This window comes from Nioella nitratireducens, assembly GCF_001879715.1.
Taxonomy (GTDB): domain Bacteria; phylum Pseudomonadota; class Alphaproteobacteria; order Rhodobacterales; family Rhodobacteraceae; genus Nioella; species Nioella nitratireducens.
Window position 1 is genome coordinate 207393 of the sequence record NZ_MNBW01000002.1, and the last position, 24992, is coordinate 232384.

The window sequence follows — 24992 nt, forward strand, 5'->3', positions numbered from 1 at the left end:
TCCTTTGCGGTTTTGCTGCCGATATGACAGGACCACGCTACACCAAGCTCGTGCAGAGCCTTCCCGCCTCCGTGCCCTTCGTCGGCCCCGAAACCCAGGAACGAGACAGGGGCGAACCGTTCCGCGCCCGACTGGGTGCCAACGAGAGTGTTTTCGGCCCCTCTCCGCGCGCCATCGCCGCCATGGCCGAGGCCGCCAAGGGCGCGTGGATGTATGGCGACGCCCAATCCTATGACCTGCGCAAGGCGCTGTCGGCCCATCACGGCGTGGGAATGGAAAACATCGTCGTCGGCGAAGGGATCGACGGGCTTCTTGGCTACCTCGTGCGCCTGCTGATCGGGCCGGGCGACGCGGTGGTCACGTCCGCAGGGGCATATCCGACGTTCAACTACCACGTCACCGGGTTTGGCGGCGAGTTGCACAAGGTGCCCTATGCCGCCGACCACGAAGACCCGTTGGCCCTGATCGCCGCGGCGCACCGGACCCGCGCCAAGCTCATCTACTTCGCCAATCCCGACAACCCGATGGGCACATGGCACGATGCGGGCACCGTGCAACACCTGATCAACTCGATCCCCGAGGACGCGCTCCTGGTGCTGGACGAGGCCTATATCGACATGGCACCCGCCGAGGCGATCCCGCCCTTCGACGTAACAGACCCCCGCGTGATCCGGATGCGCACCTTCTCCAAGGCCTACGGGCTGGCCGGGATGCGCGTGGGATATGCAATTGCCGAGGAACGCCTGATCACCGCCTTCAACAAGATCCGCAACCATTTCGGCATGTGCCGTGTCAGCCACGCGGGCGCGTTGGCCGCATTGCAGGATCAAGCCTACCTTGCCGAAACCGTGGACCGGATCGCCACCGCGCGGGCCCGTCTGGCGCAGATCGCCCATGACAACGGGCTGACCAGCCTGCCGTCCGCCACCAATTTCGTGGCCATTGATTGCGGTGGCGACGGGGATTTCGCCCGCGCGGTGCTGCAATCGCTGGTCCGGCGCGGCATCTTCGTGCGTATGCCCTTCATCGCCCCACAAGACCGCTGTATCCGAGTGTCCTGCGGGCGGCAGCAAGACCTCGACGCCTTCGCAGAAACCCTGCCACGGGCGCTGGCCGACGCGCGCGGTTGAGACCTGGAAGGATTTTCCTGAAAATCCTTCTACCCCTCCGCGATCACCCGTGCGGCGGCCTCCAGCCCGCCGGGGCCGTGCGCGATGCCAAGCGCATACATCCCCGCCTGAATGGACCCAAGGACGCCCATCACCATATGGGCGTTCACGTGCCCCATATGGCCGATACGGAAGATGCCCGGCATGTCCGGTTCCGGCGCGCCGAGCGGAATGCCAAGGGTGATGCCCGCCACCTGCTCCAGCCATGCGCGCAGGCGGGTTCCATCGTCGCCGCCCATCCGCACGGTGGTGACGGCATGGGCCCGCGCCGCCGGGTCAGCGATGTTCAGCGCGATCGCGCAGCCCTCGCCCCAGCTATCGAACGCCGCCCAGATCGCGCGGGCGAGCGTGGCGTGGCGATGCCAGATCGCCTGCATCCCCTCTTCCTTGATCATGTCGAGCGACTCGCGCAGACCAAACAGGTGGTGGGTCGGCGCGGTGCCCCCGAAATACTGGTAAAACATCGCCGGGTTGGCGCGCGGACGCCAATCCCAGTAGGGTGTCACGCAATTCGCGCTCTCGCGCGCCGCCGCCGCCTTGGGGCCGAAAAAGACAAAACCCAGACCTGGCGGCACCATCAAGCCCTTCTGGCTGCCGGTCACCATAAGATCGACGCCCCAGGCGTCCATGTGAAACTCGTCCACGCCGAGACAGGCGATATTGTCGGAAAACAGCATCGCCGGGTGCCCGGTCTCGTCCAGAACCCGCCGCAACCCGGCGATGTCGTTCTTGACCGATGAGGCCGTGTCCACCTGCACTGCCAGCACCGCCCGAAGCGTGTGATCGGTATCGGCGCGCAGCACCTCGGCCACGCGATCAAGGTCAACGCCGGCGCGGTAGCCGAAATCGAGCACTTCGGTCTCAACCCCCAACCCCCGCGCGATCTCGCCCCAGCCAAGGCAGAATCGCCCGGTGCCAAGGATCAGGATGCGGTCGCCGCGCGACATGGTGTTGGCCAACGCGGCCTCCCATGCGCCGTGCCCGTTGGCGATATAGATCGCCGCGTCATGGGCCGTGCCCGCGACCGCCTTGAGATCGGCGACGATGCCTTCCGTCATCTCGACCAGCGGGCCGGTGTAGATGTTCGGCGCGGGCTGGTGCATGGCCTGCAACACGCGGTCGGGCATGACCGAGGGACCGGGAATCGCGAGGTACTGACGACCGTTGGCAAGGCTCATGAGCTGTCCTTTCGTGGAGGGATGGCAAATGCGTAGCCCCGGTTTCGGGGGGCGTCAATTGCCGCCGTCGCGGCACGGATCGGCGGCCATGGTCGGGCCAGGTGTTTCGTCCTATATGTGGCCCGAGACGCGACAAGGATGGGACCGATGAACGGAGAAACCGCGACCGACCGCACCGTGATCCGCCTGACCGGCGAGGATCGCCACCACCTGCTGCACGGGCTGGTGACCCGCGATCCGGTGGCCAATGCATTGACCTATTCCGCCCTGCTGACACCACAGGGCAAGTTCCTTGCCGATTTCTTCCTGCTCGACCAAGGCGACGAGATCCTGCTCGATGTGAAAAGCGACCTTGCTCCGGGGCTGGCGAAACGGCTGATGATGTATCGGCTGCGCTCCAGGGTCGGGATCGAAGCAGCGGATCTGACCGTGACGCGCGGTCTGGGAGAGCCGCCCACCGGCGCGTTAGCCGATCCGCGCCACCCGGCACTTGGCTGGCGGGCCTTTGGTTCCGAGGGCGGGCCAGCCAGCGTCGACTGGGACGCGATCCGGGTCGCTCATTGCATCCCCGAAACCGGGGTCGAGCTGATCCCGGACGAGACATTCATTCTGGAAGCGGGCTTTGACCGGCTCGCGGGGGTCGATCACCGGAAGGGCTGCTATGTGGGGCAGGAAGTTACCGCGCGGATGAAGCACAAGACCACGCTGCGAAAGGGCCTCGTGACCGTTCAGATCGACGGCAGCGCACCCGTGGGCACCCAGATCATGGCCGGTGGAAAGGTGGCGGGCACGCTCTTCACCCAATCGGGCGGGCAGGCCATCGCCTATCTGCGGTTCGAGCGGGCCGGTGCAGAGATGACGGCGGGTGACGCAAGCGTGCGCTGGTCCGAGGCGGATTAAGCGGGATCCCCACCGGTTTTCACCGGAAGGGCCAGCGTGCCATAATCTGGCGCGGGCTCTGGCACCGGCACTCGGATGCGGCGCAGGCCAAGCCGGGGGTGCAGCTTTCCCGCCACCGTCCACGCCGCCAGCAGCGACAGGCCGGACAGCGCGAAAATGGCCGAAAGTGGCGCCACCAGCAGCACCAGCCACGCAGCCCCCGGCGTCAGGATGCCCGACACATCGCGAAAGCTGGAATAGACCGCCGACATCTCGGTCCGTTCCGAGGGGCGTACCGCCATCAGGAAAGGCAATCCGCCACAGACATCGAGCCAGACGAGGAAAAACGACCCCGCCGCCAGCAGTCCGACGACCGCCACCGGCCAGCCCGCAAGCGCCCACGCCCCCAGGGCCAACAGCGCAGCCCCCATGAAACCGGTCCGCACCGATACCCGGACAGACCGGGTTTGCATCCAGCGCAGCATGACAGGCGTGGTGAAAAGCAGCGCGTTGCTGACGGACAGGATCGTGCCGCCCAGTTCCTGCCCCAAGCCTGCATTCACCGCGAAGATCGGCAGGTAGACGACATAGACCCACCACCCGCAAGACCGGATGACCGCAAAAAGCCACCCGGCCACCAGCCTCGGCTGTGCCGCGAAGCGGCCCAAAAAGGCCAGCGGGTTGGTTGCAGGCCCACGGGCGCGCTGGATCAGTTTGCCATTGCCAAGTCGCAGGTAGAGGAAGGTCGCCAGCATCCCCGCCACGGCCATTGCCGAAATCAGAAAGGGTGCAGGCCGCCACCAGCCCATCAGGTATACCCCAGCGACAGGGCCAAGCGTCCAGCCCGCCGCACTGTAGAACATGCGCAAGGTTTCGCAGCGGCCAAGCTCGACCCGCTGGATATAGTCCAGCACATAGGCATTAAAGCAGACGAAAAGTGCCACCGTCGCCACGGTGATCATCGCCAGTGTCACCACGATCAGCGACGGCGCAACAGCCCCGAGAAGCGCACCCGACAGGAACAGCATCGCCGCGCCGGAATAGAGCCATTTGCGCGGAATGAACCGGTTCAGCCACGGCACCGACAGCCCCGCCAGCAGCGACAACACCCCGACGGCAAAATAGACGCCCGACACCCGGCTGGCATCGCCAAGATGCTGAAAGACGGCCAGCGGCAGAACCGACACCAGGCTACCGCGCGCCGCCGCTTCGCACCCCGCCAACACCGCAAAACCCTTCACCCCCGGTGCAGGCGCATGGCGGAGCCATTCGGGAATATGTCGGGGCAACATCGGGATAATCCACTCTGAAGAGTGGGGGAAGTGTCGGGCCGCAGTGGGCGCCTCGTCGCGCCAATCCACGACCTCGGCGGGTCGCATCCGGCGCTCAGAGCAGAAAGCCCCCTGCCCCTTCGAGCCTGAGCAACGCGAGCTTGGTCTCGACCCCGCCCGCCCCGGAATAGCCGCCAAGACCGGTGGCCCCGAGCACGCGGTGACATGGGATCAGGACCGGGATGGGATTGGCGCCACAAGCCTGACCGATGGCCTGCGCCGAGACGCCGAGCGCCCCCGCCAGATCGCCATAGGTCCGGGTTTCGCCAAAGGGAATGGCGCAAAGCGCGTGATAAAAAGCCTGCTGGAACCCTGATCCGCGCGGGGCCAGCGGCACCGTGAAATCGGTCAGGCGCCCCGCAAAATAGGCGGCCAGTTCCCCGGCCGCCTGTCGCGTGACATCGCTGTTGGGCGCGGTGCCGCACGCCCCCCAATCCAGCGCGGTGATCGCGCCACCCTCTTCCGTCAGGACCAGAGGGCCAAGGGGGCTGTCGACGCCTGCCGTCATTCAGCGGCGATCTTGTCCTGCGTGCGGGTCTCGAAATCCGACGCGTCGTGCCGCTCGTGAAGCTGCTCCGAGGGGTCACCAAAGGTCCGGTTCACCATTCGGCCGCGTTGCACCGCCGGGCGTGCCTCGATGCGTTTGGCCCATGCGACAAGGTTTTCATATTCGTGAACGGCAAGGAATTCCCCCGCATTATACTGACGTCCCAAGGCAAGGTTGCCATACCACGGCCAGATCGCCATATCGGCGATGGAATATTCACCGCCCGCCATCCATTCGTTGTCGGCCAGATGCCGGTCGAGCACATCAAGCTGGCGCTTCACTTCCATGGCGAAGCGGTCGATCGGGTATTCCCATTTCTCGGGGGCGTAGGCGTAGAAATGGCCAAAGCCACCGCCCAGGTAGGGCGCGCTGCCCATTTGCCAGAACAGCCAATTGAGCACCTCGGTGCGGGCGGGGCCCGACACGGGCAGGAAGGCCCCGAATTTTTCGGCCAGATGCATCAGGATCGAGCCGGATTCGAACACGTGCACCGGCTCAGGCCCCGAGCGGTCCACGAGCGCCGGGATCTTGGAGTTTGGGTTGACCTCGACAAAGCCAGACCCGAACTGATCGCCATCGCCGATGCGGATCAACCATGCGTCGTATTCGGCGGCATGGCCTGCTGCCAAAAGCTCTTCCAGCAACACCGTGACTTTGACCCCGTTGGGCGTGGCAAGGGAATAGAGCTGGAACGGATGCCTGCCGACCGGCAAATCCTGGTCGTGGGTCGGTCCGGCGATGGGACGGTTGGTCGAGGCGAAGGCCCCGCCATTTTCCTTGTCCCATGTCCAGACTTTGGGTGGCTCGTACGGGGTCTGGTCAGTCATGAAGAAGGCCTTTTCAACGTCCTGTTTCGGGTTCTTTGGCAAGATAGGGCGCGCAGGGCGGATCGGAAACCCCTCGGCCCCGTGCATGGATGCACAGGCCCTTTGCGCCATGCGCCGCCGACCGGCACGGCACCGGGCGGTTTTCATTGCCGGATCAGGCGCAGTGCTGGATGATCGGCCCAATATCAAAAGGCAGGAGGCGAACATGTGGGCACGGGCATTCGCAATCAGCGTGGTCATGGCGACCATGGCGCTGACGGGCTGTTCCGACACGTTGCGGATGCAGGCCGCAAGCGTGACACAGCTGGATGACGGCACCGAATGGGCGATGACGGGCGATATCCAGGCCGATTTCGAGCTGTCCAGCCTGACGCGGCTGTCGGGCAGCGGCCTGTCCTGCGAAATGCCGATGGTGATGCGGGTGGATCGCTCGGGCGCGGGGACGATGACCTGCCGGGATGCGTCGGGCGCAGTGGTCTATTCCGAAGAACAGGTCATCCCCGCCGGGATCTACGGCACCAGCGTCCGGGGCACCTATGTGGACCGGATCGACACCACCCGCGGGGCGGGCCGAATGGCGTTTGGCTGGGGCAGCTATGCCGACCCGGATTACCTGAGGGGCTTGTTGCAGTGACAGCGGCGGGGCGAATCTGTCACCCCGGCAAACATGGGGGTCTCGCGTTGCTTGCACCCACAACCTGAGATCCGCGCTTTCGCGGCGATGCCGAAAATGCAGTCACAGGGAGCACAGGAAGGAAGCGCCCGCAGGGGGGGCGCCTCCTCTCGTGATCCGACTGACGTTACCCAAGCGCCTCGTCACACCGTTTGCAGGTACCTGCATGGGTATGGCTGCCCACATCGGGCAGGATCTTCCAGCAGCGCTGGCACTTCTCGCCCTCGGCCTTTTCAAACACCACGCCGACACCCTCGACATCGGGCAGACGGAACGCCTCGTTCGGCAAGGGGTCGGCGGTCAGGGTGACATCCGAGGTGATCGAGATATCGGCGAAATTCACGGTCTTGAGCGCGGACAGAACCTCCGGCGCGCGCACATGCACCACGGGCGCGGCCTCCAGCGAGGCCCCAATTACCTTTTCGCGTCGCTGAATCTCCAGCGCCGAGGTCACCACGCGGCGCACTTTGCGCACCTTGGCCCATTTCGCCGCCAGCGGTTCGTCCAGCCAATCTGCGGGGGTCGCGGGAATATCGACCAGATGGACCGAGCTGTCCTCGCCCGGGAACCGTTCCAGCCAGACCTCTTCCATCGTGAAGACGAGGATCGGCGCGAGCCATGTGGTCAGCCGGTGGAACAGGATATCGAGCACGGTGCGCGCGGCGCGGCGGTTCGACGTGTCGCCATCGCAATAGAGCGTGTCCTTGCGGATGTCGAAATAGAAGGCCGACAGATCCGTGGTGGCAAAGTTGAACAGCGCTTGAAACACCTCTTGGAAATCGAAGCGCCCGTAGCCGTCGCGCACGACGTGATCCAGCTCGGCCAGACGGTGCAGCACCCACCGCTCCAGTTCCGGCATATCCGCTGGTTCAACCCGGTCGGCTTCGGTGAAATCGGCAAGCGAGCCAAGCATGAAGCGCATCGTGTTGCGCAGTCGGCGATAGCTGTCGGCGGTCCCTTTCAGGATTTCCGGCCCGATCCGCTGATCGTTGGTGTAGTCGGCCTGCGCCACCCAAAGCCGCAAGACATCGGCGCCATACTGCTTGATCACCGCTTCTGGCACGATGGTATTGCCGAGCGATTTGGACATCTTCATGCCCTTCTCATCCAGCGTGAAGCCATGCGTCACCACGTTGCGATACGGTGCCCGGCCCTTGGTGCCGCAGGCCTGCAACAGCGAGGAATGGAACCAGCCGCGATGCTGGTCCGTGCCTTCCATGTAGACATCGGCAATGCCGTCCTCGGTGCCATCCGCGCGGTCGCGCAGCACGAATGCATGGGTCGAGCCGCTGTCGAACCACACGTCGAGAATGTCGAACACCTGATCATAGTCGTCAGGGGGCACGATGCCGGACAGGAAACGCTCCTTCGCGCCGTCGATATACCACGCATCCGCGCCTTCGGTTTCGAAGGCCTCGGCAATCCGTGCGTTGACCGCTTCGTCGCGCAACAGGAAATCCGGGTCGGTCGGCAGCGCGCCCTTCTTGGTAAAGCAGGTCAGCGGCACGCCCCAAGCGCGTTGGCGGGACAAAACCCAGTCTGGCCGCGATTCCATCATCGCCCGCAGACGGTTCTGGCCAGAGACCGGCGTAAAGGTCACCAACTCGTTGATCGAGGTCAACGCGCGTTCCCGTATGGTGGTGCCGTAGTCGTCCTGCCCGTCACCAACGGCGCGGTCGATGGCGGCAAACCATTGCGGCGTGTTGCGGAAAATCACCGGGGCTTTGGACCGCCAGCTATGCGGGTAGCTGTGGGTCACGCGGCCACGGGCAATGATCGCACCGGCCTCGACAAGCTTGTCGATGACGGCGGGGTTCGCCTTGCCTTCCTTGCCCTTGCGGTCAAACACCTGAAGGCCCGCGAAGAACGGGACATGCGGCAGGAACTCGGAATCTTCGCCCACGTTATGGGTCATCCGGTCGAGCCAGTTTCGCTTCATGAAGCATTCGTAGTCGTCGGCGCCGTGCGACGGCGCTGTGTGCACAAAGCCCGTGCCCGCATCGTCGGTGACGTGGTCGCCGTCGATCATCGGCACGTCGTAGTCCCAGTAGCCGTTTGCACCCTCCAGCCCGTGGAAGGGGTGATGCATGATCAGACCGTTCAGTTCCTCGGACGCGACCGAACGGACGCGGGAATACATACCCGAGTCCAGCCGCGCCTTGGTCAGCACCTCCTCCGCCAGTTTGTCGGCCAGCAGGTACTTGTCGCCAACGGCGCACCAGCATTCGTCGGGTGTGCCAGTCACCTCGTACAGTCCGTATTCGACCGCCGGATTGTAGGCCACGGCCTTGTTCGAGGGGATCGTCCACGGGGTCGTTGTCCAGATCACCGCCTTGGCATCCAGCAGGTCGGTCTGCATGCAGCCGTCCAGCTCCTTGAAACTGGACGCGCTGGCGATGCGGAACGGCACCCAGATCGTGTGGCTCTTGTGGTCGTGATATTCTATCTCGGCCTCGGCCAATGCGGTCTTTTCTACCGGGCTCCACATCACGGGCTTGGAGCCTTGGTAGAGTGTGCCGTTCATCAGGAACTTCATGAATTCCTCGGCAATGACCCGCTCGGCATGGAAAGCCATGGTCAGGTAGGGATCGGCCCAGTTACCGGTGATCCCCATGCGCTTGAACTCGTCGCGCTGGATGTCGACCCAGCCTTCGGCGAACTTGCGGCATTCCTGACGAAAGTCGACGACGTTCACCTCGTCCTTGTTCTTGCCCTTGGCACGGTACTGTTCCTCGATCTTCCACTCGATCGGCAGCCCGTGGCAGTCCCAGCCGGGGATGTAGCGCGCATCGCGGCCCATCATCTGGTGGCTGCGCACGATCATGTCCTTGATCGTCTTGTTCAGAGCGTGACCGATATGCAGATGGCCGTTGGCATAGGGCGGGCCGTCATGCAGCGTAAAGGGCGGGCGGCCCTCTTTTTCGCGCAGGCGGTCATAGATGCCGATCTTTTCCCACCGGGCCAACCATTCGGGCTCGCGCTTGGGCAGGCCCGCGCGCATCGGGAAATCGGTTTTCGGCAGGTTCAGCGTGTCTTTGTAGTCGAGCGTTTGCTCGGGTGTATCGGCGCACATGGATCGGCGTCCTCGTGAAATTCGGTCTGGTAGGGGGATTATCAGGGCGGTGCGAGAACTCAAACACCTTGTCCCGGCGTCTCTTCGTCTCAGAGAGCCGGGCCGATAATTCGAATGATGATGCGCGCAAAATGGCGGGTCATGCGCGCCTTATAGGCCCGCACGGCAGGGGCGTCCAGAGGATGCGGTGGTGAAACCGGACAGGGGATCACTCTGCCGCGACCGTCGTCGGCAGCCCCAAAATGTTGCGGATATCGACCAGTTGCCCCTGCGACAGTCCCGCTTTGGCGATCTCGACAAAGGGGACACCGGCCAGACGAAAGACCTCTCGCTTGACGCTGTCCCGTTCGACCGCGCCGGACTGGTAGTGCCCGCCGCCCTGATATTCCAGCGCCGCGACGGGCATTCCACCGCGATCAATGATCAGGAAATCCACGCGTTTCGAATTGATCTGGCGGTAAGCGTCGATACAGGTCAACCGGTCGGCCGAGCGGCTGTCTGTGCCAAGGATTTCCCCCATCGACACCTGGGTGAATACGCGATGCCCAGAGACGCTTTGACCTGTCAGATGTTCGAGTTGGGTAAAAACCCGGTATTCGGATTTGTTCATCAACGGGCGCGCCGTCCAAGACACGCGGCTTAGCAGGGCCGTCTTGTCCTGATAGACGACGCGAGGCTTTGATTTTGACGGTCGTTGGCGCCGATTGGAGGCGCGGCGTTTCGGCTTCTTGAGACCCGACTCCAACATCTTCAGGCCAAGCCCGATGGCACAGATGATCAGGATCGGCAGAACGGTATCAAAGGGAAGATCAAACATGGCGACTCTCATTTGAGAAAACGGGAAGAGCATGGGCTCCTCGCCGTTTTTCCAACCGAGTCGATCCGCAATGCGTCTGCGGAACGGCGAATTCGTGACAAATGGTTAACGGGCGCGGATCACTCCGCCGCCTTGGCCTCCAGCGCGGCGATCCGGGCCTTGAGGGCCTCGTTCTCTTCGCGGGCTTTCTGGGCCATCGCGCGCACGGCGTCGAATTCCTCGCGGGTGACGAAATCGCGGTCGGCCAGCCAGCGGTCCATGAGCGAGCGCATCGCGGTTTCGGCCTCGTCCTTGGCGCCCTGCGCGACGCCCATGGCGTTGGTCATCAGTTGCGACATGTCTTCCATGAACTTGTTGCGGGTCTGCATTTGCGGTCTCCTTGGCGGCTTGCCTCCATATGGCCCCGCCAGCCCACGGCATCAAGGTTGACTTCGCCGCAGGGGCCAGCCATCCAAGCGCCGGACCGATCAGATGAGGGCCATGATGCTGGCAGCCGCGATCCCCTTTCCCGACATCTCGCCCGAGCTGTTCTCGATTTCACTCGGCAGTTTCACCTTCGCCCTCAGGTGGTACGCGCTGGCCTATATCGCGGGCATCCTACTGGGCTGGGCCTTGGCCGTCCGCACGGTGAAACGCGCAGCGCTATGGCCGGGCGACACCGCCGCGATGACGCCCGCGCAGATCGAAGGGCTGATGACATGGATCATCCTCGGTATCGTTCTGGGCGGGCGGCTTGGTTACGTGCTGTTCTATCAGCCGGTCTACTACCTGCAGCACCCGGCAGAAATTCTGCAACTCTGGCATGGCGGCATGTCGTTTCATGGCGGCTTCCTCGGGGTTCTGGTTGGCGGCGTGGTGTTTTGCTGGCGCCACAAGATCCCCATGGCGCAGGCCGGTGACCTGATGGCGCTATGCACGCCGCCGGGGCTGCTGTTGGGCCGCGTGGCGAATTTCGTGAACGCCGAGCTTTGGGGGCGTCCCTCGGACGCGCCGTGGGCGGTGATCTTTCCCGGCGATCTGGCGCAGGCCTGTTTCGGCCCCGAGGGCATTGTGCAGTTGGGCGGCCAGCTTCTCTGCGCGCGCCACCCCTCGCAACTATATGAAGCGGCGTTGGAGGGGTTGGTGCTTGGCCTGTTGCTGATCTGGCTGGTGTGGCGACGCGGGGCACTGAAAAGACCGGGGCAAATCATGGGTGCCTTCGTGATGGGCTATGGCATTGCCCGCATGATCGTCGAGGTGTTCCGTCAGGCCGATCCGCAATTCATCACCGCAGACAACCCGCTCGGACACGTGATTTCGCTGACCCCGGCCATCGGCCTGTCGATGGGGCAACTGCTGTCCTTGCCGATGGTGCTGGCGGGACTGGCCATTGTCTTGATCGCCCGAACCCGGACGAGGGCGGCATGAGCGCGCTGCGTGACCTGCTGACCCGGCGGATCGCCCGAACCGGCCCGCTCTCGGTGGCCGAGTTCATGACCGATTGCCTGCTGCATCCCGAGCACGGCTATTACACCACGCGCGATCCCTTGGGGGCAGGTGGCGATTTCACCACCGCCCCCGAGATTTCGCAGATGTTCGGAGAGCTCCTGGGCCTTTGGCTGGCGCAGGTCTGGATGGATCAAGGCCAGCCCACCCCCTTCCTGTTGGCAGAGCTTGGGCCGGGGCGCGGCACGCTTACGGCCGACATTCTGCGTGCCACCCGCGCGGTGCCCGGGTTCCAAGAAGCCATGCAGGTGCATCTGGTCGAGGTCTCGCCCGCGCTGCGCAAGCGACAGGCCGAGGCGCTAGCGGGGGTGGACAAAACCTTTCACGATCATCTTGCCGACCTGCCGGACGGACCGCTCTTCCTGATCGCCAACGAATTCTTCGATGCCTTGCCGATCCGCCAGTTCCAGCGCGCCAACACCTATTGGCACGAACGTCAGATCGGGGCCGACGATGGCCGCCTGATCTGGGGCCTCGGGCCGGAAACCCGGTTCGAGATGCTGGACGACCGGCTTGCGGGCACGACCGAGGGACAGATCGTCGAACTCAACACCCCCGCGCTGCCCCTTGCCGAAGATATCGGCGCACGGATCGCCCGACATGGCGGCGCGGCGCTGATCATCGACTATGGCGATGCGATCAGCATTGGCGACACGTTTCAGGCGCTGAAAGCGCACGAGCCGGTCGATCCCCTCGCCTGCCCCGGCAAGGCGGACCTGACCGCGCATGTGGCCTTTGGCCCGCTGGCCCGCGCTGCCGCCCCTGCCGTTGCCTCGGCCCCCACCCCGCAAGGGGTGTTTCTGGAACGGCTGGGCATCACGGCACGGGCACAGGCGCTTGCCCAACGGTTGGCCGGCGACGCGCTCGACTCGCACATCGCGGCACACAGGCGGTTGACCCACCCCGAGGAAATGGGGACGCTGTTCAAGGTCATGGCCCTCACCCCGCCGGGTCAGCCAACGCCGCCCGGCCTCGACCCATGACCAAAGCTGCCAACACATAAGGACCGGCCTGCGCCATGACCGTGACGACCAGCCTCGAAATCATCACCTCGGATTTGTTGGAGGGCGTCCAACACGGGTTTTTCACGCGGCGGGGCGGGGCATCGTCGGGCATCTTTCGCGGGTTGAACTGCGGCACGGGCAGCTCGGACCAATCCAGCATCGTGGACACCAACCGCGGTCGCGTGGCCGAAGCCATGGGGGTGCCGCCTGGCCGGCTGGTCACGGTGCACCAGACCCATTCCGCCCGCGCGGTGACGGTCGCGGACGCACAGCCCCTGCCCCGGCCAGAGGCCGACGCCATCGTCACCGCCTCCCCCGGCACCGCGATTGCCATTCTTACCGCCGATTGCCAGCCGGTGCTGTTTGCGGATCGCACCGCAGGCGTGATCGCCGCCGCCCATGCCGGTTGGCGCGGGGCCTTCGACGGCGTGCTGGAAGCGACGCTCGACACGATGGAGGAAATGGGCGCGGATCGCACAAATGTGCGGGCCGTGATCGGCCCCTCGATCAGTCAACGCGCTTACGAGGTTGGGCCGGAATTCTTCGAGGCGTTCTTCGACGAGGACCGCGACAACGCGATCTTCTTCACCAATGGCGAGGGCGACCGCTTTCTATTCGATTTGCCCGCCTATGGCCTGCACCGCCTGCGACAGGCCGGCGTGGCAGAAGCGGAATGGACGCGCCATTGCACCTATTCCGACCCCGACCGCTTCTTTTCCTATCGCCGCTCGGTGCATCAGGGCGAGGCCGACTACGGACGGCTCATCTCTGCGATTCGCCTCTGACACCTTGGCCCTTTCGGGCCTTGGGGGCACGAGTCGCGGTCCTATTCGCCAAAATTCGGCACCTTGGGGGCAGCGCTCGCCCCATTCGCGTCTCAATTTTGCGGGCCTTGCCGGTTAGCGCCCGAAAAACAAGGGCGCGCGCCGTCACAATCTTGCCTTGAGGATTCACGGAAAATTAGGGGCTTGGCCGCAAGACTGCCCGAAAGGTCCGCCAGATTGTTCTCAACCCGGAAACGGGACACCAACAGCCCAAAAAGGGCAGGCTTGAAGAGAGGACAAGGACGATGCTGAAACGGCGCTGGATGGAACGGGTTCTGGAAGAGAGCCAGAAAGAACAAGTCGAGATGCCTTGGGCACGCAGCAAGCGGCACCGCCGCCGCCAGGCCAAAGCCGAGGCACGCTCGGCCTGAGCCAAGTCAGGCAAGACTTATCGAAGATGGCGGCCAAAACGGCCGCCTTTTTCTTGCGCGATTACAGCGTGACCGGGTCGTCCAGCGCCTCAAGCAGCGGTGCCAATTCGGTCTCGTACCGTTTCCACCCCGCCACCGAGGCGCGATAGATCGGCTGGCGCACCTGCGCAAAGCTGAGTGTATCGACCCGGCGCTTGGCCTTGTGCGGTTCCAGACAGGCGCTTTCCCAATCCAACCCGGCCGCCGCCACCAGCGCGCGGATCTGCGGCTCGGGCTCTGCTGTCAGGTCTTCGTAGTCGACCACGTGCACGCGTCCGGGCAGCGCCTCGACCCAATAGGCCTGCATGGCATCATAAAGCCGGATATAGCGCCCGATATCGCGCAGGTCCGAGGAATACAACTGCCGCCCCGGCGGGAACATGTTGCGGTAGATCGACAGCCCCACGTCACGCGGATCGCGGCGCAGCATCAGGAACCGGGCATTGGGCAGGGCGCGGGCTGCCTGCCCCACCCTTGAAAAGGTGGAAATCGCCTTGTCTGTGAACCGGTCTTCGGCCCCCGAGCGGCGCCGCGCGCCGCGCAGATACCGGTGCCCTGCCTGCGCATAGCCATCTCGCACATCCTCGGGGTCGCGCGCCGTCTGTTCCACCGCAAGGTGCAGGGAACGCACGAGGAAGGGCATCTCTCCGCCCGCCGTGACGCGGGAATGGGCGGCGAGAATGGTTTCCACCAGCGTGGTGCCGGACCGGGGCACGCCCGAGACAAAGATCGGCGCGTCCTGCGCCACTTCCCCCGGCAAGTCCCGGTCACGGATCTTCTCATATCCCGCGATCATCGCGCGGGCCGCCTCAAGGTCGGTTTCGAACCGATAGGGATAGTCTGCCCGCATCAGCCGGTTGGCACGGTCGAGGTGGGCAAAGACCGCTGCGTCGGCACCCAGATCGTCCTGCGCCTTGGCCATTGCAAAGGACAGCACCCGGCGCGAGGCTTGCGGTAGCGACAGGTCGGCCAGCCGCGCCTCCAGCACCGGCAAAACAGGGTCATCGGGCTTGACCTTGCCGCCGCCGATGTAGGACCGGATCGCCTCGGCGGCGTCGCGGCTGGCATGGATCGCGCGCAGCAAATCCTCTCGCGCGCCCTCAAGATCGCCCGCCGACTGCCGCTGCTGCCCACGCAGGGTCAACGCCTGAATGTTCCCCGGCTCCTTGCGCAACACATCGTCGAGCAGGCCGCGGGCGGCGCCGGCCTCGCCCTCCAGCGCCAGCTTGTCTGCCAGCCCGATCAGGGCGACGGGCTTCACCCCAAGGCGCAGCGCGGCGTCATAGGCGGCCCGCGCCTCCTTCGGGCGGCGCAACATGGCCAGCGTGTCGCCCCGGTCGATATGCAGACGGGGGGCCTTCTTGTGCCTTGCGATGGCCGCTGCCAACAACGCCTCGGCCTCTTCCGGGCGGGCGGTTTCCCGCAGGACGCGGGCCTGCAAAAGCGTCACGTCGGCCCCCAGATTGGCAGCACGGGCCAGCGTTTCCCCGGCTGGCAACCACCGCCCCAATTCCACCAGTGTCTCGCCGAGCGCCGCCAGCGCCCGTGCGTTCCGCGGATCACGTTCCACTGCCTTTTCAAGCGGTCCATGGGCCGCGCCCCATTTCTTCAGGGCGACCCGTGCCAGACCAAGCGCCAATGCCGGACTGGCGGCATTGAGGGCTTGGGTGACAAGAGTGAAAGCCGCCGCTTCCGCCGCTTCCGCCTTGCCCGCCTCGATCTGGCGCAGGATGCCCGAGACGTCAGGCTCGCCACCAAGGGAAATCCCGGCCGCCGCCGCCTCGCGTTGCAGCTTTTTCAGCTTGCCGCCCGACAGCACCGCCGCGAGGCCCTGCCAAATCGCGGGCTCTCTCGGTTTGGCAGCCAGCGCCTTGCGCAGAGCGGTTTCTGCCTTGGCCGCATTTCCCAGTGCGGCGTGGATGCGCCCGACCTGAAAATGCGCCTCGGCCAGATCGGGGCGCATCTGCAATATCTGCGCATAGAGCGCCAGCGCCTCATCCGGGCGCTCTGCATTTTGGGCACTCAGCGCCTGTTGATACAGCTGTTTGAGGCGCGCCGGATTGACCGGAAGCATGGCTCAGCCCTCTCGGGCCATGCGATCTTCGAGCACCTCGAAGGGAACGCCCGGTTCGTCCTTTGCACCACGGATGACCAGCGAGGTGCGCACATGGGCGACGTTCTCGGCAGCGGTCAATTGCTCGGTCAGGAAGCTCTGGAAGCTGGACAGGTCAGGGGCCACGCATTTCAGAATGAAGTCGATCTCGCCGTTCAGCATGTGACACTCGCGCACCAAGGGCCACCCGCGGCAACGCTCTTCAAAGGCGACCAGATCGGCTTCGGCCTGACTGTGCAGGCCAACCATGGCAAAGACCTGAACCTCGAACCCCAACAAGCGCGGGTCCACATCGGCGTGATAGCCGCGAATGAACCCGGTCTCTTCCAATGTGCGCACCCGGCGCAGGCATGGCGGGGCCGAGATTCCGACGCGGCTGGCCAGCTCGACATTGGTCATGCGGCCATTGCCCTGAAGTTCGGCCAGGATCCGGCGATCCGTCTGATCTAATTTCGCTCCAGGCATGCGGTTGCGGCCTCCCTCTGGCGGTGCGATTTATTCAATCTGTTATGGGACATGCCCTTCGCGCAAGATTATTTCAAGCACGCGCAACATATGGAACGTGAGGGCGCAGAATGCAAGGGATCTGGCCCCGACGACGACAGCAAGCGCCGGTTCTGCTATCCTGTTGGCATTTCGTCAACCAATTTATCCCAGGAGATCCAACATGAAAGCATCCTCTCTTCTCCTCGCAATTCCGGTCCTGACCTTGGTCGCGTGCGAAGGCGACAGCGATTCCCTCTCGGTGCGCGAGTCCGACTTCTATGATCGGACCGTGATAACAGTTGCCGGCCAGAACTACGCGGTGGTCACCCGCCCCGCGACCGCCAGCTTTCCGCAACGGTACTACGTGCAACTCGATGGGCGGTTCTTCGAATGCGACGCGCCCACGGTCGAGGCCTGCGCGCCGGTCATCAACAGGGCCACGTCCAGCGAAGATCCCTAAACGCCACGGACCGCATTGGCGCAAACGACGCACCGGGCATCGCCCCCCCTTCCTCAGGGCGGGCGCGGCGACTACATTGCCGCCGACTCTTGATTTTCCCGAGGATGTTCCATGTCTGAGACCCGCCACACCCGCGTTCTGATCATCGGCTCCGGCCCGGCTGGCTACACCGCCGCAGTCTATGCCAGCCGTGCCATGCTGGAACCGATCCTTGTGCAGGGGATCGAACCGGGCGGGCAATTGACCACCACGACCGAAGTGGAAAACTGGCCAGGCGATACCGAGGTGCAAGGCCCCGACCTGATGGTGCGGATGGAGGCCCACGCCAAAGCCATGGGCTGCGAGGTCATCGGCGATATCATCACCTCGCTGGATACCTCCGCCCGCCCGTTCACGGCCAAGGGCGACAGTGGCACCACCTACACCGCCGACGCAGTGATCCTGTGCACCGGCGCGCGGGCGAAATGGCTTGGCCTGCCGTCGGAAGACGCGTTCAAGGGATTTGGCGTTTCCGCCTGCGCCACCTGTGACGGGTTCTTCTATCGCGGGCAGGAAATTGTTGTGATCGGCGGCGGCAACACCGCCGTGGAAGAAGCGCTGTTCCTGACCAATTTCGCCTCCAAGGTGACGCTGATCCACCGCCGCGATGAACTGCGCGCCGAGAAGATCCTGATCGACCGGCTGATGAAGAACCCCAAGATCGAGCCGCTTTGGCATCACGTGCTGGAGGAAGTCGTGGGCACCGACAGCCCCAAGGGCGTCGAGGCGGTGCGCGTCAAGCATGTCGATACTGGCGAGATCACGGAAATTGCGTGCAAGGGCGTCTTCGTCGCCATCGGCCACGCACCCGCGAACGAACTGGTCAAGGACACGCTGGACCTGCACCACGGCGGCTATGTCAAGGTCGAGGCAGGCAGCACGCGCACCTCGGTTCCGGGTGTCTTCGCGGCAGGCGACCTGACAGACCATGTCTACCGTCAGGCAGTGACAAGTGCTGGCATGGGTTGCATGGCAGCGCTCGATGCAGAACGCTGGCTGGCGGAACAGGACGACTAAGGTTTCACCAGAAGTGACCGATCAGGGCCGCCCCGTGCGGCCCTTTTTCATTGAGCCCCAAGATATGCCCCGATAGCCTGCGGTCGCGAGTCGATCAAAGAGGCCCTCATGCGCTGGCGCGGTGTCAATCACGTGGAGTTCTCGGTTCTGGACTACGACAGCTCGGTCGCCTTCTACGACGCGCTGTTTGGCTGGCTGGGATACAAGAGCTTCTGGACCCTCGATATCGGCTATCGCTCGACCTATTACATGGCGCGCTTTCCCATGCCCCACAGCTATATCGGTATCCAACCGGCACGCTCGGGCGACAAGCTGGACCATCGGGCGCGGGCCGTGGGCATCCACCATATCGCCCTCTGGGCACGGTCCCGACGCGAGATTGACGCGTTTCACCGGGATTTCCTGACCCCGCGAAATTTGTCCGTGACCGATCCGCCGCAGGAATACCCGGTCTATGCGCCGGGCTATTACGCTGTGTTCTTCGACGATCCGATCAACGGCATCCACTGGGAACTGGCCCATATCCCGCGCCTGCCCGGTCTTGGCGCGCTGAGGCGGTTTCGGGCTGCGCTGAAAGCTGCCGCACAGGACCATCCCGAATGGGACGGCCCGCCTGAAAAGATCGCTTTCCGCAGCTTGCCGCCCCGCTAGGTGCGCGCTTTCAACAGGTTGTCCATTCGATCCCGGCCGAGTTGGTTGGAGCTACCAAGCCACGACCTTGCTCCCGGGGATCGAATGACCGCGACACGCTGCAACGTTCCGCTGTCGCCCCGTTGCAGATGCGCCACGGTGGCGGGTTTCCCCCGGTTCCTTGGAAAAACTCTTTTCTGCACCTGCATCATGTGACATGTGTTCATTCATGAACACACTTTGAGTCGACCCGATGCCCACGCCCCGGACCCCAGCCGCCCTGCCGGAAGAAGATCATCTCTTCCGCCTCCTGCGCCAGCTCGATACGGCGCCGGATGCCTCGCAGCGCGCGACGGCCGAGGCGCTAGGCATCTCGCTCGGACGGCTCAACGCGCAATTGCGCGCGGTGAGTGACGCGGGTCTGGTCAAGATTTCCAACCGCCCCGGTCCCGACAAGCGCCAGCGCTTCGCTTACGCCCTGACCTCTCGCGGGGCCGCGGAAAAGGCGCGTCTCACCGACCGATTTCTCGCCAACAAGCTTGCCGAATACGATGCCCTTCACGCTGAACTGACCGGCACGGCAAGCGGACTTCTTTCCCTCAAGAATAGGACACAAGTGATGCAGAACCACCTTGCCCCTATCCAAGAACTTTACGTGTCGAATGACAGCGCGCAGAAGCTCAAGCGCGAAGCCGCCGATCTGGTGTCGTGGGACATGACCCCGCGTCAGATCTGCGACCTCGAACTGTTGATGAACGGCGGCTTCAACCCGCTCAAGGGCTTCCTGACGGAAGAAGACTACAACGGCGTCGTCGAAAACATGCGCCTTGCCGACGGCACGCTGTGGCCGATGCCGATCACGCTGGACGTGTCCGAGGACTTCGCCGCCAAGATCGAACCCGGTCAGGACATCGCCCTGCGTGACCAGGAAGGCGTGATCCTCGCCATCCTGTCGCTGTCCGACAAATACACCCCCAACAAGGCCCGCGAGGCCGAGATGGTCTTTGGCGCCGATGACGTGGCGCACCCCGCCGTGAACTACCTGCACCACGTCGCAGGTCCGGTATACCTTGGTGGGGCAATCACCGGCATCCAGCAGCCGATCCACTACGATTTCCGCGCCCGCCGCGACACGCCCAACGAGTTGCGCGCCTATTTCCGCAAGCTCGGCTGGCGCAAGATCGTCGCCTTCCAGACCCGCAACCCGCTGCACCGCGCGCATCAGGAACTGACCTTCCGCGCCGCCAAGGAAGCGCAGGCCAACCTGCTGATCCACCCTGTCGTGGGCATGACCAAGCCGGGCGATGTCGACCACTTCACCCGCGTGCGCTGCTACGAGGCGGTTCTGGACAAGTACCCGGCCGCGACCACCACCATGTCGCTGCTAAACCTCGCCATGCGCATGGCCGGCCCGCGAGAGGCCGTCTGGCACGCCCTGATCCGCAAGAACCACGGCTGCACCCACATGATCGTCGGACGCGACCACGCGGGCCCCGGCAAGAACAGCCAGGGCGAAGACTTCTACGGTCCCTACGACGCGCAGGATCTGGTGCGCCAGCACGAGGCGGAAATCGGCCTCGAAATGGTGGACTTCAAGCACATGGTCTATGTGCAGGAACGCGCCCAGTACGAACCGAATGACGAGATCGCCGACCGCGACAACGTCACCATCCTGAACATCTCGGGCACCGAACTGCGCCGCCGTCTGCGCGAGGGGCTGGAAATCCCCGAATGGTTCAGTTTCCCCGAAGTGGTTCAGGAACTGCGCCGCACCTCGCCGCCGCGCGCCAAGCAGGGGTTCACCGTGTTCTTCACCGGTCTTTCTGGCTCTGGCAAATCCACCATCGCCAACGCGATGATGGTCAAGCTGATGGAAATGGGCGGTCGTCCGGTAACGCTGCTTGACGGCGACGTGGTGCGCAAACACCTGTCCTCGGAACTCGGCTTTTCGAAAGAGCACCGCGACATCAACATTCGCCGCATCGGCTATGTCGCCTCCGAGATCACCAAGAACGGCGGCATCGCCATCTGCGCCCCGATCGCGCCCTACACGGCAACCCGCCGCTCGGTGCGCGAAATGATCGAGGCCTTCGGCGCCTTTGTCGAAGTCCACGTCGCCACCTCGCTGGAAGAATGCGAACGCCGCGACCGAAAGGGGCTCTACAAGCTGGCCCGCGACGGCAAGATCAAGGAATTCACCGGCATTTCCGACCCCTACGAGGCACCGACCGCGGCCGAACTGGTGGTGGAAACCGAGGGTATGGACGTGGATTACTGCGCGCAACAGGTGTTGCTGAAGCTGGAATCAATGGGCCTGATCGGCGCCTGACCCGGCCCCCTGACCTGCCAATCCGATCCGACATTGCCCCGCGCCCCGGTCCTTTCCGTGGGCGCGGGGGTGTCTTTTGGTCAATCGGAACCGCAAAGTGACGCCGCGTCACTAATGCGCAACACCTCGCGCCAATGGAGTCCGGTTAACTTGCAAGAATCGGTTTTCGGGCGAAAGCTGCCTGCACCCCCAACCAAGGGAGCGGGACAGATGAAAACCTTGAAGACTGCCTTAATCGGCATCGCGGCCTCGATCTTGATGATCAGTGGCGCGGCGGCCCAAAGCCTGCCCTTCAGCTTCGGGGGTGGCAGCAGCTTTGCTCGCGGCCCCGATCGTTTGACCTTCGGATTTGCCACGGCGCTATGCGACGACTGTCGCACCGTTCCCGGCGGCGGTGGCCCCGAGGATATCATTATCGGCAACTCGCTTGGCCTGTTGCTGGCCGCGACCTGGATCGCGGGCGGCGCATCTGCCTCGTCGTCGGCCCCGGCATTGGCCTACTCTCTTGGGGTCGAGCATGACACCAACAGCGTCAACGCCTTCCGCCAGGCGGGCGGGGCGGTGTTTCCGACATCGGGCGATTCCACCTTCACCGGCGTCTTCGTCGGCGTCGCCTATGAAACACCTCTGGGCGGCGGCTTTTCCAGCAGCTCCATCGCCGTGCCGACCTTCGGCCTTGGCCTGAACCTCGGCTATGGCTGGGCCGCGGTTGACGGGTTCGGCGGCGCGTTTCAGACGGATGGCAGCGGCCTCTATGGCCGCGCCGATGCCTATATGGCGATCCCGCTGGCGGGCGGCATGTTCCTGTCGCCGGGGATTTCCTATCGCGTCTTCGATTTCAACGGCATCGAGGACAACAGCCTGATGGCCTTCCTCCGCTTTACCATCCCGCTCTGAACCCAAGACACGAGGGACGGGACGAAGAAGGGCGCCCCCGGTGGGAGCGCCCTTTTATCATATTCAATCTCGCGCCGGGTGCAGCTGGCGATGCCGCCCCCCGACATACTCTAATGCACGCTCACGGGCCGCATGTCGTTCTGCCGCGCCACAACGAAGGCAAGCTTGCGGTCCTTGACCAGGGCCAGTTGCTGCCCGTCCTCCGAACCGATGGCATACAGTTCGGTCAGCCCGGCTTCGCTGGCCTGTTCCTTCACCTCATCCGGCAGATCGTCGATGCTGATCTTGCGGACATAGACGATGGGGCGTTCGCCGCCGGTGGCCTTTTCACTGGGTTCATACATCCTGCGCGCCTCCTGACTTGATGGTGATCGTTTGCACCACGTTTTCGGGGATCGAGCGTGTCAGGTCGACATGCAGCAACCCGTGCTCCATCGCGGCCCCGGCCACTTCCACGCCCTCGGCCAGCACAAAGCTGCGCTGAAACTGACGCGCGGCGATTCCACGGTGCAGAAACACGCGGCCCTCGCTGTCATCGGACTGACGGCCCCGGATCACCAACTGGCGGTCTTCCAGCGTGATCGACAGGTCGCCCTCGGCAAAACCAGCCACGGCGAGCGTGATGCGAAAAACATTCTCGCCACTCTGTTCGATATTATAGGGCGGGTATCCGTCATTGCCGGATTTGGCGGTGCGTTCCACCAGCCGCTCCAATTGGTCGAACCCCAACAGGAACGGGTGCGACGCAAGGGTCAATTTGGTCATCAGGCACATCCTTCAAACAAGCGATCTGCTTAGCGTGGCCCCGGTTCGGCGGCCTCTTCGACAATATGGGGGCCTCGGGGCGGGGCTGCAAGACGCGCAACGCTTTGCGCACCGGGCGGAATTGGGTATCTTGCAACTCCGGTTGCCGGACGACTCACGCGAAGGTGCGCCAAAGATGAACGCCCCCACGGAAATGACCCACGAGGATGTGCTGCGGATCAGACTCGAGGTTCTGCTGCGCGAGCATCGGGATCTCGACGAGGCCATCCTCGCCATGGAAGAGCGTACCATGCCGGACCAGTTGACCTTGCGTCGTCTGAAAAAGCGGAAACTGGCGCTCAAGGACCAGATTTCCCGGATCGAGGACGAACTCTACCCTGACATTATTGCGTAACCATCCGTCATCACTATAGTGCGCGCTTCCTGAAGGGCAGCGAGGATGAAACGCCATGTCAGAGGTCGAGGTCGGGATCATCATGGGCAGCCAGTCCGACTGGCCGACGATGAAGGAAGCAGCCGATGTGCTGGACGAATTGGGCGTGCTCTACGAGGCGCGTATCGTCTCGGCGCACCGCACCCCCGACCGGCTGTGGAGCTATGGGCGCGAGGCCGTGGGCCGGGGCCTCAAGGTCATCATCGCAGGCGCAGGCGGCGCGGCGCATCTGCCGGGCATGATGGCGTCCAAGACCCGCCTTCCGGTGATCGGCGTGCCGGTCCAGACCAAGGCGCTGTCCGGTGTCGACAGCCTCTATTCCATCTTGCAAATGCCGCGCGGCTACCCCGTGGCGACCATGGCCATCGGCGCGGCGGGCGCGAAGAACGCAGGGCTCATGGCCGCCGGCATCCTCGCCCTGACCGATCCCACGTTGGCCGAACGCCTCGACGCATGGCGCGCGGCGCTCTCGACCTCCATCCCCGAGGTGCCCGTCGATGAGTGACATTCTTCCCACCGGCTCGACCATCGGCATTCTCGGCGGTGGCCAGCTTGGCCGCATGTTGTCCGCCGCCGCCTCGCGGCTCGGCTACAAGACCCATATCTATGAACCCGGCGCCGCCCCGGCCGGCGATGTGGCGGCACAGGTCACCCAAGCGGGCTATGACGACCTTGACGCACTGGCGCGTTTCGCGGCGTCCGTGGATCTCATCACTTACGAGTTCGAGAACATCCCCGCCGACGCGCTGGACGTACTTTCGGCGTCGAAGCCGCTTTCCCCGTCGCGCCGCGCGTTGGAGGTCAGCCAGGACCGCCTGACGGAAAAGACCTTCCTCAGCGGGATCGGCCTGACCACCGCTCCCTTCGCAGCCGTCGACAATGCCCAAGACCTCGCGCAGGCGATCGCGGCCATCGGCACCCCCGCGATCCTTAAGACCCGCCGCTTCGGCTATGACGGCAAGGGACAGGCGCGGATCATGGCACCCGACGATGCCACACAGGCGCTGGCCGACATGACAGGCGCCCCCGCGATCCTCGAAGGGTTCATCGCGTTCAGCCGCGAAATCTCGGTCATCGCCGCGCGCGGTCTCGATGGCTCCATCTCGTGCTACGACCCCGGCGAAAACGTTCATGACCACGGCATCCTTGCCACCACCACCGTTCCCGCCGCGATCCCGGCGTCGTTGCGCAGCGACGCCGTGCTGCTGGCCGCGCGTATCCTGAACGCGCTCGACTATGTGGGAGTCATGGGGGTCGAACTGTTCGTCACCCCGCAGGGCCTCGTGGTCAATGAAATCGCCCCCCGCGTGCACAATTCCGGCCATTGGACGCAGGCGGGCTGCGCCGTCGACCAGTTCGAGCAACATATCCGCGCCATCGCGGGCTGGCCTTTGGGCGACGGTAGCCGCCATGCCAACGTGGTGATGGAAAACCTGATTGGCGACGATGTGACCCGCGCCCCGGCCCTCGCGGCAGAACCGGGCGTGCAAGTCCATCTCTACGGCAAGGCCCAGATACGGGCGGGCCGCAAGATGGGCCACATCAACCGCGTCACCGGCCCCGCCGCCTGACGGCGGGCGCGCGCCCCGCCAAGGATGGCGCATTG

General features: G+C 64.3%; 26 protein-coding genes. 15 read left to right on the top strand and 11 right to left on the bottom strand.

The genetic code is table 11. The features are described from left to right. Positions 1-23: 23 nt before the first annotated feature. Positions 24-1130 (top strand): pyridoxal phosphate-dependent aminotransferase, encoded by a 1107-nt coding sequence (locus BKY27_RS02515; RefSeq protein WP_071672944.1) that lies wholly within the window; start codon positions 24-26, stop codon positions 1128-1130. 29 nt (positions 1131-1159) lie between these two features. Here BKY27_RS02515 and BKY27_RS02520 read toward each other — a convergent pair whose 3' ends face one another. Then, positions 1160-2347, bottom strand: coding sequence for a pyridoxal-phosphate-dependent aminotransferase family protein (locus BKY27_RS02520; protein ID WP_071672855.1), 1188 nt, complete (start codon positions 2345-2347; stop codon positions 1160-1162). Positions 2348-2494: 147 nt separating this feature from the next. Here BKY27_RS02520 and ygfZ point away from each other — a divergent pair, with 147 nt between their 5' ends. Further along, positions 2495-3247 (top strand): CAF17-like 4Fe-4S cluster assembly/insertion protein YgfZ, encoded by a 753-nt coding sequence (gene ygfZ, locus BKY27_RS02525; RefSeq protein ID WP_071672856.1) that lies wholly within the window; start codon positions 2495-2497, stop codon positions 3245-3247. Here the strand turns inward: ygfZ and BKY27_RS02530 are convergent. From BKY27_RS02530 to yghU, 3 genes are all read right to left on the bottom strand, one after another. After that, a complete protein-coding gene (locus BKY27_RS02530) occupies positions 3244-4518 on the bottom strand; it encodes an MFS transporter (protein ID WP_071672857.1) in 1275 nt (424 codons plus the stop codon). The two genes, ygfZ and BKY27_RS02530, sit on opposite strands and share 4 nt — an antisense overlap. A gap of 94 nt (positions 4519-4612) precedes the next feature. Beyond that, positions 4613-5065, bottom strand: a complete 453-nt coding sequence (locus tag BKY27_RS02535) for a methylated-DNA--[protein]-cysteine S-methyltransferase (RefSeq protein ID WP_071672858.1) — start codon at positions 5063-5065, stop codon at positions 4613-4615. After that, a complete protein-coding gene (gene yghU / locus BKY27_RS02540; RefSeq protein WP_071672945.1) occupies positions 5062-5931 on the bottom strand; it encodes a glutathione-dependent disulfide-bond oxidoreductase in 870 nt (289 codons plus the stop codon). The genes BKY27_RS02535 and yghU overlap by 4 nt, the downstream gene beginning before the upstream one ends. A gap of 205 nt (positions 5932-6136) precedes the next feature. Between yghU and BKY27_RS02545 the strand changes: the two genes are divergently transcribed. Beyond that, entirely contained in the window at positions 6137-6565 is a 429-nt protein-coding gene (locus BKY27_RS02545) for a hypothetical protein (RefSeq protein WP_146636150.1), read from the top strand. A gap of 166 nt (positions 6566-6731) precedes the next feature. Here the strand turns inward: BKY27_RS02545 and ileS are convergent, their stop codons facing one another. From ileS to BKY27_RS02560, 3 genes are all read right to left on the bottom strand, one after another. Beyond that, positions 6732-9677 (bottom strand): isoleucine--tRNA ligase, encoded by a 2946-nt coding sequence (gene ileS, locus BKY27_RS02550; RefSeq protein WP_071672860.1) that lies wholly within the window; start codon positions 9675-9677, stop codon positions 6732-6734. Positions 9678-9885: 208 nt separating this feature from the next. After that, positions 9886-10494, bottom strand: coding sequence for a DUF2726 domain-containing protein (locus BKY27_RS02555; RefSeq protein WP_071672861.1), 609 nt, complete (start codon positions 10492-10494; stop codon positions 9886-9888). 119 nt (positions 10495-10613) lie between these two features. Beyond that, positions 10614-10862 carry an accessory factor UbiK family protein gene (locus tag BKY27_RS02560; protein ID WP_071672862.1) on the bottom strand — a complete coding sequence of 83 codons (249 nt, stop codon included), beginning with the start codon at positions 10860-10862 and terminating at the stop codon, positions 10614-10616. A 118-nt stretch (positions 10863-10980) separates the two neighbouring features. On the opposite strand from BKY27_RS02560, the gene lgt reads away from it, so the two are divergent. The 4 genes from lgt to BKY27_RS20490 all read left to right on the top strand — a co-directional run bounded on the left by lgt (position 10981) and on the right by BKY27_RS20490 (position 14178). Then, on the top strand, positions 10981-11901 hold the full coding sequence (lgt, locus tag BKY27_RS02565) for a prolipoprotein diacylglyceryl transferase (protein WP_071672946.1): 921 nt from the start codon (positions 10981-10983) through the stop codon (positions 11899-11901). Next, a complete protein-coding gene (locus BKY27_RS02570; RefSeq protein WP_071672863.1) occupies positions 11898-12962 on the top strand; it encodes a class I SAM-dependent methyltransferase in 1065 nt (354 codons plus the stop codon). Before lgt ends, BKY27_RS02570 begins: the two co-directional genes overlap by 4 nt. Before the next feature lie 35 nt (positions 12963-12997). Next, positions 12998-13768, top strand: coding sequence for a peptidoglycan editing factor PgeF (pgeF, locus tag BKY27_RS02575; protein ID WP_071672864.1), 771 nt, complete (start codon positions 12998-13000; stop codon positions 13766-13768). A 284-nt stretch (positions 13769-14052) separates the two neighbouring features. Beyond that, positions 14053-14178 (top strand): hypothetical protein, encoded by a 126-nt coding sequence (locus BKY27_RS20490; RefSeq protein WP_267888881.1) that lies wholly within the window; start codon positions 14053-14055, stop codon positions 14176-14178. 61 nt (positions 14179-14239) lie between these two features. Here BKY27_RS20490 and BKY27_RS02580 read toward each other — a convergent pair whose 3' ends face one another. Together BKY27_RS02580 and BKY27_RS02585 are read right to left on the bottom strand one after the other, a co-directional pair. Then, positions 14240-16291 (bottom strand): tetratricopeptide repeat-containing sulfotransferase family protein, encoded by a 2052-nt coding sequence (locus tag BKY27_RS02580; RefSeq protein ID WP_071672865.1) that lies wholly within the window; start codon positions 16289-16291, stop codon positions 14240-14242. A gap of 3 nt (positions 16292-16294) precedes the next feature. Next, a complete protein-coding gene (locus tag BKY27_RS02585) occupies positions 16295-16795 on the bottom strand; it encodes an Lrp/AsnC family transcriptional regulator (RefSeq protein WP_071672866.1) in 501 nt (166 codons plus the stop codon). Positions 16796-16997: 202 nt separating this feature from the next. On the opposite strand from BKY27_RS02585, the gene BKY27_RS02590 reads away from it, so the two are divergent. The 5 genes from BKY27_RS02590 (at position 16998) to BKY27_RS02610 (ending at position 22188) form a co-directional block, all read left to right on the top strand. Continuing rightward, positions 16998-17276 (top strand): hypothetical protein, encoded by a 279-nt coding sequence (locus tag BKY27_RS02590; RefSeq protein ID WP_071672867.1) that lies wholly within the window; start codon positions 16998-17000, stop codon positions 17274-17276. A 111-nt stretch (positions 17277-17387) separates the two neighbouring features. Then, the gene (gene trxB / locus BKY27_RS02595; protein WP_071672868.1) at positions 17388-18332 is read left to right on the top strand and encodes a thioredoxin-disulfide reductase; all 945 of its coding nucleotides are present in this window, start codon (positions 17388-17390) and stop codon (positions 18330-18332) included. A 108-nt stretch (positions 18333-18440) separates the two neighbouring features. After that, positions 18441-18983 (top strand): VOC family protein, encoded by a 543-nt coding sequence (locus tag BKY27_RS02600; protein WP_071672869.1) that lies wholly within the window; start codon positions 18441-18443, stop codon positions 18981-18983. 232 nt (positions 18984-19215) lie between these two features. Then, positions 19216-21291 (top strand): bifunctional sulfate adenylyltransferase/adenylylsulfate kinase, encoded by a 2076-nt coding sequence (locus BKY27_RS02605; RefSeq protein WP_071672870.1) that lies wholly within the window; start codon positions 19216-19218, stop codon positions 21289-21291. 210 nt (positions 21292-21501) lie between these two features. After that, positions 21502-22188 (top strand): hypothetical protein, encoded by a 687-nt coding sequence (locus tag BKY27_RS02610; protein ID WP_071672871.1) that lies wholly within the window; start codon positions 21502-21504, stop codon positions 22186-22188. 110 nt (positions 22189-22298) lie between these two features. Here the strand turns inward: BKY27_RS02610 and BKY27_RS02615 are convergent, their stop codons facing one another. Then, the gene (locus tag BKY27_RS02615) at positions 22299-22532 is read right to left on the bottom strand and encodes a DUF1150 family protein (protein WP_071672872.1); all 234 of its coding nucleotides are present in this window, start codon (positions 22530-22532) and stop codon (positions 22299-22301) included. After that, a complete protein-coding gene (locus tag BKY27_RS02620) occupies positions 22525-22953 on the bottom strand; it encodes an Hsp20 family protein (RefSeq protein ID WP_071672873.1) in 429 nt (142 codons plus the stop codon). The genes BKY27_RS02615 and BKY27_RS02620 overlap by 8 nt, the downstream gene beginning before the upstream one ends. 175 nt (positions 22954-23128) lie before the next feature. Here BKY27_RS02620 and BKY27_RS02625 point away from each other — a divergent pair, with 175 nt between their 5' ends. From BKY27_RS02625 to BKY27_RS02635, 3 genes are read left to right on the top strand one after another with little or no spacing between them, the layout of a single operon-like run. Continuing rightward, the gene (locus BKY27_RS02625) at positions 23129-23347 is read left to right on the top strand and encodes a YdcH family protein (RefSeq protein ID WP_071672947.1); all 219 of its coding nucleotides are present in this window, start codon (positions 23129-23131) and stop codon (positions 23345-23347) included. A 55-nt stretch (positions 23348-23402) separates the two neighbouring features. Next, positions 23403-23891: a 5-(carboxyamino)imidazole ribonucleotide mutase gene (purE, locus tag BKY27_RS02630; RefSeq protein ID WP_071672874.1), complete on the top strand. Its 489-nt coding sequence runs from the start codon at positions 23403-23405 to the stop codon at positions 23889-23891. Continuing rightward, positions 23884-24957 (top strand): 5-(carboxyamino)imidazole ribonucleotide synthase, encoded by a 1074-nt coding sequence (locus BKY27_RS02635; protein WP_071672875.1) that lies wholly within the window; start codon positions 23884-23886, stop codon positions 24955-24957. The genes purE and BKY27_RS02635 overlap by 8 nt, the downstream gene beginning before the upstream one ends. The last annotated feature ends 35 nt before the right edge of the window (positions 24958-24992 follow it).